Source organism: Nonlabens antarcticus, from assembly GCF_015356755.1.
GTDB classification, from domain to species: domain Bacteria; phylum Bacteroidota; class Bacteroidia; order Flavobacteriales; family Flavobacteriaceae; genus Nonlabens; species Nonlabens antarcticus.
In genome coordinates this window covers 150,180-162,481 of record NZ_JADFCO010000064.1, presented here as the reverse complement: position 1 = coordinate 162,481, position 12,302 = coordinate 150,180, and the positions used below count along the sequence as shown (strand labels likewise).

General features: G+C 38.5%; 27 protein-coding genes. All 27 read right to left on the bottom strand.

Going from position 1 to position 12,302, the window contains the following annotated elements; genetic code table 11:
- Positions 1-21 precede the first annotated feature (21 nt).
- Positions 22-627 carry a 30S ribosomal protein S4 gene (gene rpsD / locus IQ282_RS06840; protein ID WP_194851106.1) on the bottom strand — a complete coding sequence of 202 codons (606 nt, stop codon included), beginning with the start codon at positions 625-627 and terminating at the stop codon, positions 22-24.
- Between the two features lie 89 nt (positions 628-716).
- The gene (gene rpsK / locus IQ282_RS06835) at positions 717-1,106 is read right to left on the bottom strand and encodes a 30S ribosomal protein S11 (RefSeq protein WP_194851105.1); all 390 of its coding nucleotides are present in this window, start codon (positions 1,104-1,106) and stop codon (positions 717-719) included.
- 12 nt (positions 1,107-1,118) lie between these two features.
- Positions 1,119-1,493 (bottom strand): 30S ribosomal protein S13, encoded by a 375-nt coding sequence (rpsM, locus tag IQ282_RS06830; RefSeq protein ID WP_194851104.1) that lies wholly within the window; start codon positions 1,491-1,493, stop codon positions 1,119-1,121.
- 3 nt (positions 1,494-1,496) lie between these two features.
- Positions 1,497-1,613, bottom strand: a complete 117-nt coding sequence (ykgO, locus tag IQ282_RS06825; protein ID WP_015361145.1) for a type B 50S ribosomal protein L36 — start codon at positions 1,611-1,613, stop codon at positions 1,497-1,499.
- A 1-nt stretch (position 1,614) separates the two neighbouring features.
- Positions 1,615-1,830 (bottom strand): translation initiation factor IF-1, encoded by a 216-nt coding sequence (gene infA / locus IQ282_RS06820; RefSeq protein ID WP_015361146.1) that lies wholly within the window; start codon positions 1,828-1,830, stop codon positions 1,615-1,617.
- Position 1,831: 1 nt separating this feature from the next.
- Entirely contained in the window at positions 1,832-3,166 is a 1,335-nt protein-coding gene (secY, locus tag IQ282_RS06815; RefSeq protein ID WP_194851103.1) for a preprotein translocase subunit SecY, read from the bottom strand.
- A gap of 9 nt (positions 3,167-3,175) precedes the next feature.
- On the bottom strand, positions 3,176-3,628 hold the full coding sequence (gene rplO, locus IQ282_RS06810) for a 50S ribosomal protein L15 (RefSeq protein ID WP_194851102.1): 453 nt from the start codon (positions 3,626-3,628) through the stop codon (positions 3,176-3,178).
- A gap of 12 nt (positions 3,629-3,640) precedes the next feature.
- Positions 3,641-3,820 carry a 50S ribosomal protein L30 gene (gene rpmD / locus IQ282_RS06805; RefSeq protein WP_194851101.1) on the bottom strand — a complete coding sequence of 60 codons (180 nt, stop codon included), beginning with the start codon at positions 3,818-3,820 and terminating at the stop codon, positions 3,641-3,643.
- Between the two features lie 9 nt (positions 3,821-3,829).
- The gene (rpsE, locus tag IQ282_RS06800; RefSeq protein ID WP_194851100.1) at positions 3,830-4,354 is read right to left on the bottom strand and encodes a 30S ribosomal protein S5; all 525 of its coding nucleotides are present in this window, start codon (positions 4,352-4,354) and stop codon (positions 3,830-3,832) included.
- 18 nt (positions 4,355-4,372) lie between these two features.
- Positions 4,373-4,720 carry a 50S ribosomal protein L18 gene (gene rplR / locus IQ282_RS06795; RefSeq protein WP_194851099.1) on the bottom strand — a complete coding sequence of 116 codons (348 nt, stop codon included), beginning with the start codon at positions 4,718-4,720 and terminating at the stop codon, positions 4,373-4,375.
- Positions 4,721-4,732: 12 nt separating this feature from the next.
- Positions 4,733-5,275 carry a 50S ribosomal protein L6 gene (gene rplF, locus IQ282_RS06790; RefSeq protein WP_194851098.1) on the bottom strand — a complete coding sequence of 181 codons (543 nt, stop codon included), beginning with the start codon at positions 5,273-5,275 and terminating at the stop codon, positions 4,733-4,735.
- Positions 5,276-5,285: 10 nt separating this feature from the next.
- Positions 5,286-5,684 (bottom strand): 30S ribosomal protein S8, encoded by a 399-nt coding sequence (gene rpsH, locus IQ282_RS06785; RefSeq protein ID WP_194851097.1) that lies wholly within the window; start codon positions 5,682-5,684, stop codon positions 5,286-5,288.
- A 19-nt stretch (positions 5,685-5,703) separates the two neighbouring features.
- On the bottom strand, positions 5,704-5,973 hold the full coding sequence (gene rpsN, locus IQ282_RS06780) for a 30S ribosomal protein S14 (RefSeq protein ID WP_194851096.1): 270 nt from the start codon (positions 5,971-5,973) through the stop codon (positions 5,704-5,706).
- Between the two features lie 3 nt (positions 5,974-5,976).
- Entirely contained in the window at positions 5,977-6,528 is a 552-nt protein-coding gene (rplE, locus tag IQ282_RS06775; RefSeq protein ID WP_194851095.1) for a 50S ribosomal protein L5, read from the bottom strand.
- A 2-nt stretch (positions 6,529-6,530) separates the two neighbouring features.
- Positions 6,531-6,842 carry a 50S ribosomal protein L24 gene (rplX, locus tag IQ282_RS06770; protein ID WP_194851094.1) on the bottom strand — a complete coding sequence of 104 codons (312 nt, stop codon included), beginning with the start codon at positions 6,840-6,842 and terminating at the stop codon, positions 6,531-6,533.
- Positions 6,843-6,849: 7 nt separating this feature from the next.
- Positions 6,850-7,218, bottom strand: coding sequence for a 50S ribosomal protein L14 (gene rplN / locus IQ282_RS06765; RefSeq protein ID WP_194851093.1), 369 nt, complete (start codon positions 7,216-7,218; stop codon positions 6,850-6,852).
- The gene (rpsQ, locus tag IQ282_RS06760) at positions 7,218-7,475 is read right to left on the bottom strand and encodes a 30S ribosomal protein S17 (protein ID WP_194851092.1); all 258 of its coding nucleotides are present in this window, start codon (positions 7,473-7,475) and stop codon (positions 7,218-7,220) included. Before rpsQ ends, rplN begins: the two co-directional genes overlap by 1 nt.
- 11 nt (positions 7,476-7,486) lie before the next feature.
- The gene (rpmC, locus tag IQ282_RS06755; protein WP_194851091.1) at positions 7,487-7,669 is read right to left on the bottom strand and encodes a 50S ribosomal protein L29; all 183 of its coding nucleotides are present in this window, start codon (positions 7,667-7,669) and stop codon (positions 7,487-7,489) included.
- Positions 7,670-7,678: 9 nt separating this feature from the next.
- Positions 7,679-8,098 carry a 50S ribosomal protein L16 gene (gene rplP, locus IQ282_RS06750; RefSeq protein ID WP_194851090.1) on the bottom strand — a complete coding sequence of 140 codons (420 nt, stop codon included), beginning with the start codon at positions 8,096-8,098 and terminating at the stop codon, positions 7,679-7,681.
- An 11-nt stretch (positions 8,099-8,109) separates the two neighbouring features.
- Complete coding sequence (gene rpsC / locus IQ282_RS06745; RefSeq protein ID WP_194851089.1) at positions 8,110-8,829, bottom strand: 30S ribosomal protein S3; 720 nt, start codon at positions 8,827-8,829, stop codon at positions 8,110-8,112.
- 4 nt (positions 8,830-8,833) lie between these two features.
- Positions 8,834-9,241, bottom strand: a complete 408-nt coding sequence (gene rplV, locus IQ282_RS06740) for a 50S ribosomal protein L22 (protein WP_194851088.1) — start codon at positions 9,239-9,241, stop codon at positions 8,834-8,836.
- Positions 9,242-9,249: 8 nt separating this feature from the next.
- Positions 9,250-9,528 carry a 30S ribosomal protein S19 gene (rpsS, locus tag IQ282_RS06735; protein ID WP_194851087.1) on the bottom strand — a complete coding sequence of 93 codons (279 nt, stop codon included), beginning with the start codon at positions 9,526-9,528 and terminating at the stop codon, positions 9,250-9,252.
- A gap of 3 nt (positions 9,529-9,531) precedes the next feature.
- Positions 9,532-10,356 (bottom strand): 50S ribosomal protein L2, encoded by an 825-nt coding sequence (rplB, locus tag IQ282_RS06730; protein WP_194851086.1) that lies wholly within the window; start codon positions 10,354-10,356, stop codon positions 9,532-9,534.
- A gap of 12 nt (positions 10,357-10,368) precedes the next feature.
- Positions 10,369-10,659, bottom strand: a complete 291-nt coding sequence (rplW, locus tag IQ282_RS06725; protein ID WP_194851085.1) for a 50S ribosomal protein L23 — start codon at positions 10,657-10,659, stop codon at positions 10,369-10,371.
- A 3-nt stretch (positions 10,660-10,662) separates the two neighbouring features.
- On the bottom strand, positions 10,663-11,292 hold the full coding sequence (gene rplD, locus IQ282_RS06720; protein WP_194851084.1) for a 50S ribosomal protein L4: 630 nt from the start codon (positions 11,290-11,292) through the stop codon (positions 10,663-10,665).
- The gene (rplC, locus tag IQ282_RS06715) at positions 11,292-11,909 is read right to left on the bottom strand and encodes a 50S ribosomal protein L3 (protein ID WP_194851083.1); all 618 of its coding nucleotides are present in this window, start codon (positions 11,907-11,909) and stop codon (positions 11,292-11,294) included. Before rplC ends, rplD begins: the two co-directional genes overlap by 1 nt.
- A gap of 79 nt (positions 11,910-11,988) precedes the next feature.
- Complete coding sequence (rpsJ, locus tag IQ282_RS06710; protein ID WP_194851082.1) at positions 11,989-12,294, bottom strand: 30S ribosomal protein S10; 306 nt, start codon at positions 12,292-12,294, stop codon at positions 11,989-11,991.
- Between the last annotated feature and the right edge of the window lie 8 nt (positions 12,295-12,302).

The window sequence follows — 12,302 nt, the reverse complement described above, 5'->3', positions numbered from 1 at the left end:
AAGAATTTTGTGGGTTAAATATTATTTAGAGAACAATTCAACTATCAACTGTTCTTTGATATTTTCAGGAATCTGAATTCTCTCAGGAACAGCTACAAAAGTACCAGACATGCTGGCCTTGTTGAATGTAATGAAATCGTACACATGCTCGTTAGATGATAAAGCATCATCTATAGCAGATAATGACTTAGATTTTTCACGAACAGCAACTACATCACCAGCCTGCAATTGGTAGGATGGAATATTTACGAGTTGACCATTAACAGTTATATGTCTATGAGAAACGATTTGTCTTGCACCACGACGTGTACGAGCGATACCCATACGATAGACAACGTTGTCTAATCTTGATTCTGCTAGTTGTAGTAAAATCTCTCCTGTTATACCAGAAGCGCGTGTTGCTTTTTCGAACATCAAACGGAATTGCTTTTCTAGAATTCCATAAGTGTATTTAGCTTTTTGCTTTTCTTTAAGCTGAATCGCATACTCCGATTCCTTACCACGACGTCTGCCGTTTCCGTGCATTCCTGGAGGATAATTCTTTTTCTCCAATGCTTTACTAGGGCCAAAAATTGGTTCTCTGAATCTACGAGCAATTTTTGCCTTAGGACCTGTATATCTTGCCATTTTGTTGTTGTTTTTAAGCGATGTACCGAGAATTCAGGTCTGTATCCTTCAGCGGTCTAATAATCACTAGATATTATTAATAAATAAAATTATACTCTACGTCTTTTAGGAGGACGACATCCATTGTGAGGTAATGGAGTTACATCGATAATTTCTGTAACTTCAATTCCTGCGTTGTGAATGGTACGTATAGCGCTTTCACGACCGTTACCAGGACCTTTCACATAAGCTTTCACTTTTCTAAGACCAGCCTCATGAGCTACCTTGGAACAATCTTCAGCCGCAAGTTGTGCTGCATATGGAGTGTTCTTCTTAGAACCTCTAAAGCCCATCTTACCTGCAGAAGACCATGAAATGACTTCTCCTTTTTTATTTGTAAGCGATACAAGGATGTTATTGAAAGAGGAAGAAATATGAGCTTCTCCTACTGATTCAACGATAACCTTACGCTTTTTTGCTACTGTTTTAGACTTTGCCATATCAGTTCGTTATTATTTAGTTGCTTTCTTCTTGTTAGCAACAGTCTTACGTTTTCCTTTTCGAGTACGAGAGTTGTTCTTAGTTCTCTGACCTCTAAGTGGAAGACCAGATCTATGACGAATACCTCTGTAACATCCTATGTCCATCAAACGTTTGATGTTTACGGAAGTTTCAGAACGTAATTCACCTTCAATAGTGAACTCACCAATAGCATTACGGATTTTACCGATTTCGTCATCGTCCCATTCGCTTACTTTCTTGTTTACGTCAACACCAGTTGAGCCCAGTACTTCTTGAGCTCTACTTTTTCCAATCCCGTAAATGTAAGTAAGTGCTATCTCACCTCTTTTGTTTTTAGGTATATCTACCCCTGCGATTCTAGCCATAGCTTAACCTTGTCTTTGTTTAAATTTTGGGTTCTTCTTGTTGATTACGTAAAGTCGTCCTTTACGACGTACGATCTTACAATCTGCACTTCTCTTTTTAATTGATGCTCTAACTTTCATATTAGTATCTATAAGTAATCCTTGCTTTCGTTAAATCGTAAGGACTCATTTCTAATTTAACTTTATCTCCTGGTAACAATTTAATGTAATGCATACGCATCTTACCAGATATGTGTGCTGTTACAACATGACCATTTTCCAATTCCACTCTAAACATTGCGTTTGAGAGAGCCTCGATAATGGAACCATCTTGTTCTATAGCGGATTGTTTAGCCATATTATGCTACTGCTTTTCTATTTTTACCTGTTTTGATCAACCCGTCATAATGACGGTTCAACAAGTATGAATTAATTTGTTGCATGGTATCTATCGCAACTCCTACCATGATCAACATAGAAGTACCACCGTAAAATAACGCCCATGATTGGGTAACACCCATCAATGAAACAAACGCTGGAACAATTGCTATCAATGCGAGGAAAATAGAACCAGGCAATGTGATTTGAGACATTACACGATCAAGATACTCTGATGTTTCAGTTCCTGGTCTTATTCCAGGGATAAAACCACCATTACGCTTGAGATCATCTGCCATTTTATTCGTAGGAACGGTTATAGCCGTATAAAAATAAGTAAAGACTATGATCAGTAGTGCAAACACTAAGTTGTACCAAAAACCAAATATGTCACTGAACGCTGTTGCTATTGATACTGCCCAATCAGAATCTAATGTCCCGATTGCCTGTGGTACAAACATTAATGCTTGCGCGAAAATAATAGGCATTACACCCGATGCATTTAACTTCAAAGGTAAGAACTGACGGGATCCGAAAACATTTTTCTCATATCCTCCTGAAGCAGTTCTCCTAGCATATTGTACTGGTATCTTTCTCACAGCCATTACTAGCATAATACATGCCATAATAACTAATAACCAAATAACAACTTCTATAATTATCACAAACAAACCACCAGTACCATTCCATCTTGAAACGAGCTCTTGAGCAAATGCCTGTGGAAGAGTAGCTATGATACCTACCATAATCAGTAAAGAGATACCATTCCCTATACCTTTATCGGTAATCTTCTCACCTAACCACATTGCAAATACACAACCCGTTACCAAAATTATTGTACCAACGACTAGAATTAAAGTTTGATTATCGATTAGATAAGCTTCCGGAGGAACACCTAAGGATCCTAAACTCAATAAATAACTAGGAGCTTGAACTAAACAAATACCAATCGTTAACCAACGTGTGATTTGATTGATTTTTCTACGACCAGACTCACCTTCCTTTTGCAGTTTCTGCAAATAAGGAACTGCAATACCCATGAGTTGAACAACAATACTAGCAGAAATATATGGCATGATTCCTAAAGCAAAAACAGATGCGTTAGCAAATGCTCCACCTGTAAACGCATTAAGAATAGTACCTATTCCACCACCTTCAAAATTTGCTGCAAAACCGGCTAATTGAGTTGAGTCTATAAATGGTAGCACAACTTGTGCACCAAATCTATAAACTAAAAGCAAGCTAAGGGTCATAATAATACGATCCTTTAGCTCCTCTATTTTCCAGATGTTCTTTAATGTCTCAATTACCTTCATGGAATGCTGTTATGCGATTTCTGCTTTACCACCAGCTTTCTCGATAGCGGCTTTCGCAGAAGCGGTAAATTTATGGGCTGTGATATTCAAGGAAGAAGAAATATCTCCACGCCCTAATATCTTAACTAGATCGTTCTTGTAAACTAATCCTTGATTTATAAGATCTTCCACAGTAACTGTTTCTGAAAAACGTCCCTCCGCATGATAAGCTTCTAAAGTGTCAATATTGACCCCTTTATAATCCTTACGGTTGATGTTTGTGAAACCAAACTTAGGAACACGTCTCTGTAATGGCATTTGACCACCCTCGAAACCTATTTTCTTAGAATAACCCGATCTTGATTTAGCTCCTTTGTGACCACGAGTTGCAGTACCACCCTTACCAGATCCTTGACCACGGCCTATAATCTTGGCAGATTTTTTTACTGAACCTTCTGCTGGTTTTAAATTATGTAAATTCATCTCTTAATGTTATTATGCTTTTTCTACGGAAACTAAGTGTGATACTTTGGCAATCATACCTAAAACTGCTTTGCTATCATCGTGCTCTACAACTTGGTTCATCTTGCGCAGACCTAAAGCCTCCAAAGTTTTCTTTTGACGTGCAGTCCTATTGATCGCACTACGTACTTTTTTTACATGCAGCTTTGCCATGGTAAACTTTTATCCGTTAAATACTTTATCGATTGAAATACCTCTTTGTTTTGCAACAGTAGCAACGTTACGTAATTGTAACAAAGCATCAAATACTGCCTTAACAACATTATGAGGATTTGAAGAACCCTGGTTCTTGGAAAGAACATCGTGAACTCCTACGGCTTCAAGAACCGCACGTATAGCACCACCAGCAATTACTCCGGTACCCGCAGAAGCAGGAAGAAGTAACACTCTAGCTCCACCATATTTTCCTTTTTGCTCATGAGGTATAGACCCTTTCTGCAATGGAATACGAACTAAATTCTTTTTAGCATCCTCAACAGCTTTTGAGATAGCTTCAGAAACTTCTTTAGATTTACCTAAACCGTGTCCTACCACTCCATTCTCATCCCCTACAACAACAATTGCAGAAAATCCGAAAGCTCTACCACCTTTAGTTACTTTAGTTACACGCTGAACGCCAACTAAACGATCTTTAAGATCTAAACCACCAGGCTTAACCTGCTCTATGTTTTTATACTTTTGATACATTATCCTAAATGTTTCTGATTAAAATTTCAAGCCGCCTTCACGAGCGCCTTCTGCTAATGATAACACTCTACCATGATATAAATAACCACCACGATCGAAAGATACCGATTCCACTCCTGCTGCTTTAGCTTTTTCGGCAATTTTCATACCTACTTCCTTAGCCGCATCCTTTTTGGGAGCGTCAGATTTCAACTCTCTGGAGCTTGCTGATGCAATGGTCAATCCATTTACATCATTAATAACCTGAGCGTAGATTTCCTTATTACTGCGATAAACAGATAAGCGAGGACGTTCTGCAGTTCCAGAAATAGTCTTTCTGATTCTACCACGTATTTTTTCTCTTCTAGCTGACTTTGAAAATGCCATAATACTATATTGTTATGCTGATTTACCAGCTTTTCTTCTTAAAATTTCTCCGACAAATTTAACACCTTTTCCTTTATAAGGTTCCGGCTTGCGGAAGGCTCTAATTTTTGCGGCTACTTGTCCTACAAGTTGCTTATCTAAAGACATTAGCTTAATCACAGGATTCTTTCCCTTTTCAGAAACAGTCTCAACTTTAACTTCTGGAGCTATGTCCAAAACGATATTGTGTGAAAAACCAAGTGCAAGTTCTAATTTCTGGCCTTGATTTGAGGCTCTATAACCTACACCTACCAATTCCAAATTCTTTGTCCATCCTTCAGAAACACCAGCAATCATATTATTCACTAAAGAACGATATAAACCGTGTTTTGCTTTATGGTCTTTGGAATCAGAAGGACGGGTTACAATAACCTCGTTATCTTCAACCTTAATTTCAACATCTGCAAACGGCTGTACTAGTTTACCTAACTTACCTTCCACATGTATATTTCCGTCGGTTACTGTAACCTTAACACCTGATGGTATTGCTACGGGATTATTTCCTATTCTTGACATAATTCAGTTTTTAGTAAACGTAACAAAGAACTTCACCACCAACGTTTTCTGATCTAGCTTGCTTATCTGTCATCACTCCTCTAGAAGTAGAGATGATTGCAATACCCAAACCATTCAAAATTCTTGGCAATTCCTTAGAACCAGCATACTTTCTAAGTCCTGGCTTAGACATACGCTGAATATCCTTGATTACGGATTCTTTAGTTTCACGATCATACTTAAGAGCTATTTTGATGATATCCTGTGCGGGATGCTCAACAAATTTATAGCTAAGAACGAAACCTTGATCAAAAAGAATCTTTGTTATTTCTTTTTTTACTTTAGATGCTGGGATTTCAACTACTCTGTGATTCGCACGCACTGCGTTACGAAGTCTAGTTAAATAATCTGCTATTGGATCTGTATTCATAATCTTATCTTTAGACTAGTTACCAACTAGCTTTTTTAACACCTGGTATTAAACCCTTATTAGCCATCTCTCTAAAAGTTACTCTAGAAAGTCCAAACTGTCTCATATATCCTTTAGGACGACCCGTCAACTTACAACGATTGTGCAAACGAACTGGAGAAGCGTTCTTAGGCAATTTCTGAAGCTCTTCATAATCACCAGCTTCCTTGAGTGCTTTACGTTTTTCAGCGTATTTCTCTACTAACGCTTGTCTCTTGCGCTCACGCGCTTTCATTGATTCTTTTGCCATTGCTTAGTCCTTTTTAAAAGGTAAACCTAGCTCCGTAAGAAGTGATTTAGCCTCTTTATCTGTTTTTGCACTGGTAACGAATGTGATGTCCATTCCAGATATTTTATTCACTTTATCAATATTGATTTCAGGGAAAATGATTTGTTCTGTAATACCTAAGTTATAGTTACCACGTCCATCGAATCCACCAGATTTAATTCCTTGGAAATCTCTAACACGAGGAAGTGCAACTGTGATCAAACGATCTAAGAACTCATACATGCGCTCACCACGTAAAGTTACTTTGACACCTATAGGCATCCCTTTACGAAGTTTGAAGGCAGCGATATCCTTTTTAGATAAAGTAGCAACCGCCTTTTGACCAGTAATTGCTGTCAACTCCTCCATAGCATAATCGATGAGCTTCTTATCTGCAACAGCAGCGCCCACACCTCTACTCAAAACTATTTTTTCAAGTTTAGGTATTTCCATTACGTTAGAGTAACCGAACTCTTCCTTCAAAGAACCTGTAATGCGTTCTTTATATTCTTCCTTAAGTCTTGGAATATATGACATGACTAAATTTCTTCTTTAGTTGATTTAGCTATACGAATCTTCTTTCCATCTTCCAGCTTGTAACCTACCTTAGTAGACTTACCGTTACCGTCGATTAAAGAAAGGTTAGAAACCTGAATAGCCGCTTCTTTTTCCTTAATTCCACCTTGGGGGTTTGTCGCACTTGGCTTCTCATGTTTAGAGACCATGTTAACACCTTCCACTATGGCTTTGTTTTTATCAATAAAGACACGTGTAACCTTACCTTCTGCACCCTTATGTGCTCCAGCGATGACTCGAACGTTATCTCCTGATTTTATTTTTAATTTTCCCATGACTTGATTATAATACTTCTGGAGCTAGAGAAACGATCTTCATAAACTGCTTGTCACGCAATTCTCTCGCTACCGGTCCGAAAACACGAGTACCACGCATCTCAGAATTAGGATTCAACAATACACAAGCGTTATCATCAAAACGAATATAAGATCCATCAGCACGACGTACTTCCTTTTTCGTTCTTACGACAACAGCCGTAGAAACAGCTCCTTTTTTAATGTTTCCATTAGGAGTAGATTCTTTAACAGAAACAACAATTTTGTCTCCTACAGACGCATAACGTCTTTTAGTACCACCCAACACACGAATACAAAGAACTTCTTTGGCTCCAGTATTGTCCGCAACTTTTAATCTTGATTCCTGTTGTAACATTATTTAGCTCTTTCTAAAATTTCGACTAATCTCCATGTCTTAGTCTTACTCAATGGACGAGTTTCCATTATTCTAACGGTATCGCCTTCTCTGCAGTCATTCTTTTCATCATGAGCTACATACTTTTTGGTATTCAATACGAACTTACCATACATAGGGTGCTTCTGTCTTTTGACTTCTGCAACGACAATGCTTTTGTCCATTTTGTTGCTGCGAACCACACCGATACGCTCTTTTCTTAAGTTTCTTTCTTCCATTACAATTCGTATTATGAATTATTAACTGCAGTCTTTAACCTTGCAATTGTCTTTCTAAGCTTTGTGATCTCTGAAGGATTCTCCAATGGAGAAACTACGTGAGTTCTTTTCAAATCTGCATAAGTCTTTTGCGACTCTGCTAATCTATCTTTCAATTCTTCCTGAGAATATCCTTTTACTTCTGATTGTTTCATGGTCTGAATCTATTCTTGATAATCACGGGCTACAATAAACTTAGTCTTAACTGGTAGCTTTTGTGCCGCCAATCTTAACGCTTCCTGGGCTGTCGCTAACGGAACACCAGAGATTTCAAAAAGAATTCTACCTGGAGTTACTACTGCTGCCCAATACTCGACAGCTCCTTTTCCTTTACCCATACGAACCTCAAGAGGCTTCTTAGTGATAGGTTTGTCCGGAAATATTTTAATCCAAAGAGATCCCTCTCTTTTCATAAAACGCGTTGCTGCAATACGAGCTGCTTCAATCTGTCTTGAGTTGATAAACTCAGAATCTAATGATTTGATTCCAAAGGTACCATACGCTAGCTGATTACCACGACCAGAATTACCTTTCATGCGGCCCTTCTGTTGTTTTCTAAATTTTGTCTTTTTAGGTTGTAACATTTCTAGCTATATTATTTTCTACGTCGACGAGTGTTGCCACCACGATCTCCGCCACTTGGTTTACCTTGTTTTTTTGACAGACCTGCTAGAGGGGAAAGCTCACGCTTACCATATACATCTCCTTTCATGATCCATACCTTCACACCTATTCTACCGTAAGTAGTATGTGATTCTACTAGAGCATAGTCAATGTCTGCTCTAAAAGTAGATAATGGAATACGTCCGTCTTTGTAAGATTCTGAACGAGCCATCTCTGCTCCATTCAATCTTCCTGAAATTTGAATCTTGATACCTTCAGCATTCATTCTCATGGCAGCTGCAATAGCCATCTTAATGGCACGACGGTATGAAATTCTATTCTCAATCTGACGAGCAACACTAGCTCCTACTAAATGAGCATCTAACTCTGGTCTCTTGATCTCGTGGATATTGATTTGAACGTCCTTACCGGATATTTTTTTCAATTCCTCCTTTAAACGATCAACTTCCTGACCACCTTTCCCGATAATAATACCAGGACGAGCCGTAGTAATAGTAATCGTTACAAGTTTAAGCGTGCGCTCAATAATAATTCTTGAAACACTAGCTTTAGCAAGACGAGCATGGATGTACTTACGAAGCTTATCATCTTCAGCAAGTCTATCTCCATAATCGTTTCCTCCGTACCACATAGATTCCCATCCGAAGATGATTCCTAATCTATTTCCTATTGGATTTGTTTTTTGTCCCATATTACTAGTTGTTCACGGTATTGGATTCACCCAACACTAGAGTGACATGGTTTGATCTTTTTCTAATTCTATGCGCTCTACCCTGTGGGGCTGGTCTTAGTCTCTTCAACATAGTACCGCCATCCACGCGGATTTCCTTAATAAATAATCCAGCATCAGCGACATCACCTTCCTCATTCTTTGCCTGCCAGTTAGCTACTGCAGAAAGAACTAATTTATCTAATCTCCCAGCAGCCTCTTTGGAAGAAAACTTAAGAATGTTTAATGCATCCTCTACTTTCTTTCCACGAATAATATCTGCAACAAGACGCATCTTACGAGGCGAAGTTGGACAATTGTTCAACTTGGCAAATGATATGCTCTTCTTCTCTTCTTTCAACCTTTCGGCTGTCTGTCTTTTACGAACTCCCATAGCCTATCTTATTTTTTTCCTTTATTCTTTGAAGCCGTGTGACCACGATAAGATCTCGTAGGTGAAAATTCACCCAGCTTATGACCTACCATGTTCTCAGTAACAAACACAGGAACAAACTGACGTCCGTTATGTACTGCTATTGTCTGACCTACAAAATCAGGAGTTATCATTGATGCACGTGACCATGTCTTAATAACGGTCTTTTTTCCGGACTCAATATTCTGAGCCACCTTTGATTCCAACTTATAGAATACGTAAGGTCCTTTTTTTAATGAACGAGCCATAATTTATTTCTTTCTACGTTCTAAGATATATTGAGTACTTGCTTTGTTCAAGTCACGAGTACGGAAACCTTTAGCAGGTATACCATTACGTGATCTTGGATGTCCACCAGAAGCGCGGCCTTCACCACCACCCATTGGGTGATCTACTGGGTTCATCGCAACCGGTCTAGTTCTAGGTCTTCTTCCTAACCATCTACTTCTACCAGCCTTACCACTAACAACAAGTTGATGATCACTATTTGACACAGCCCCTATAGTTGCCATACATTCTTGAAGAATACGTCTTACTTCTCCAGAAGGCATTTTGATATTTGCATACTTACCATCTCTCGACAATAATTGAGCAAAAGATCCAGCACTGCGAGCTATTATAGCACCTTGACCTGGTCTTAATTCAATACAACTAATTATAGAACCTAATGGTATTCCAGAAATCTTCATTGCATTTCCAACTTCAGGAGCAACTTGGTCACCAGAAACAATGTTCTGACCAACTTGCAAACCATTCTGTGCAATCACATAAGTTTTTTCACCATCTTGATAATTTACCAAGGCAATAAAAGCAGTCCTGTTAGGGTCATACTCTATGGATGCTACAGTGGCTGGAATGCCAAAGCGATTTCGTTTGAAATCGATAATACGATAGCGACGTTTGTGTCCACCACCTATGTAACGCATGGTCATACGACCTTTTGCATTACGACCTCCTGAGCGTTTGTTCGGTACGAGCAAGCTCTTCTCCGGCTTATCAGTCGTAATGGCATCAAAGCCATTTACAACTCTAAATCGCTGCCCAGGGGTTACAGGTTTTAATTTTCTTACTGACATTCAGTATTTAGTTTATAGATTACTATAAAGATCGATGGTATCACCATCCTTAAGTTGTACAAAAGCTTTCTTACGAGCACTTGTTTTACCAACTTGGATCCCTGTTTTAGTGTGTTTTGTTTTGCGACCTATTCTAGTGTTCATAGTTCTTACTTTAAGAACCGTGACGCCATAAGTTGCTTCAACTTCTTTTTTGATCTGCACCTTGTTAGCCTTAGGAGACACCTCAAAACCGTATCGATTTAATAGCTCACTATCGCTAGTTGCTTTTTCTGTAATAATGGGTTTTATTAAAATGCTCATGGCTTATTTGCTTAGATTTTGCTCAATTCCTTCTAGCGAACCTTCCAAAACAACAACGTTATTAGCGTTCATTATTTTATAAGTGCTTAATTCAGAGTAAGTTATAACTTCAGTACCCCTCAAATTTCGCGAAGACAAATATACATTATTATTTGATCCACCCAACACAAAGAGAGATTTTTTATTATCAAGTCCTAATCCCGCTAAAACATCCATAAATGTCTTTGTTTTAGGAGCATCAAAATTGAAGTCTTCTACTACGTGAAGATTACCTTCTGAAGCTTTAAGGCTCAATGCACTTTTACGTGCCAGTCTCTTTTGACCTTTGTTCAATTTGAAAGAATAATCTCTAGGTACAGGGCCGAAAATACGTCCACCACCTCTAAAGACACCTGATTTTATAGAACCAGCACGTGCTGTACCCGTTCCTTTTTGTTTTTTAATCTTTCGAGTACTACCTACAATCTCTGCGCGTTGTTTCGCTTTGTGAGTTCCCTGACGCTGGTTAGCGTGGTACTGTTTCACATCCAGATAAATAGCGTGCTCGTTAGGTTCAATTCCGAAAATTTCATCAGATAATTCTACCTGACGACCTATTTCTTTTCCTTTAATATCTATTACAGCTACTTTCATTATTTCTGAACGATTACGTAAGAATTATTGTGACCTGGAATTGCACCCTTTACTACAAGGATATTTTTCTCAGGAACCACTTTAAGAACTCTTAAATTTTCAACTTTTACCTTTTCATTTCCCATCTGTCCACCCATGCGCATTCCTTTGAATACTCTAGCGGGATAAGATGCAGCTCCAATGGAACCTGGTGCTCTTAAACGATTGTGTTGACCGTGGGTCGCTTGACCTACACCGGCAAACCCGTGACGTTTTACAACACCCTGAAAACCTTTACCTTTTGAAGTTCCTGAAACATCAACAAACTCACCTTCTGTGAACATGTCAACTGTAACAGCATCTCCTAATTTGTACTCCTTAGCAAAACTTTTGAATTCAGCAACTTTTCTTTTGACAGCAGTACCAGCCTTCTTGAAGTGCCCTTGAGCAGCTTTAGAAGCATTCTTGTCTGATTTGTCATCGAAACCTAGTTGCAGAGCGGCATAACCGTCTATCTCTTCAGTTCTGACTTGGGTAACTACGCAAGGACCTGCTTGAATGATGGTACATGGCATATTCTTACCATTCTCATCATAGATGCTGGTCATCCCGATTTTTTTTCCTATTAACCCAGACATAATATTTAATTAATTGTTATTATTTATTCTTGTTGTTCCGCTTTCGCGAAAGCGAAATAGCACTAACCTCCTATTTCTATCACACTTTAATCTCTACTTCAACTCCACTAGGAAGCTCAAGCTTCATAAGAGCATCAATAGTTTTTGAGGAAGAACTATAGATATCTAACAATCTCTTGTAAGAATTTAGCTCAAACTGCTCACGTGACTTTTTGTTAACGTGAGGAGATCTCAAAACTGTGAAGATCTTTTTGTGTGTAGGTAATGGAATAGGCCCTGTTACTACCGCACCTGTACTTTTAACGGTCTTTACAATTTTCTCAGCAGATTTATCTACCAGCATGTAATCGTAAGACTTTAACTTGATTCTGATTTTTTGACTCATCTCTTGAA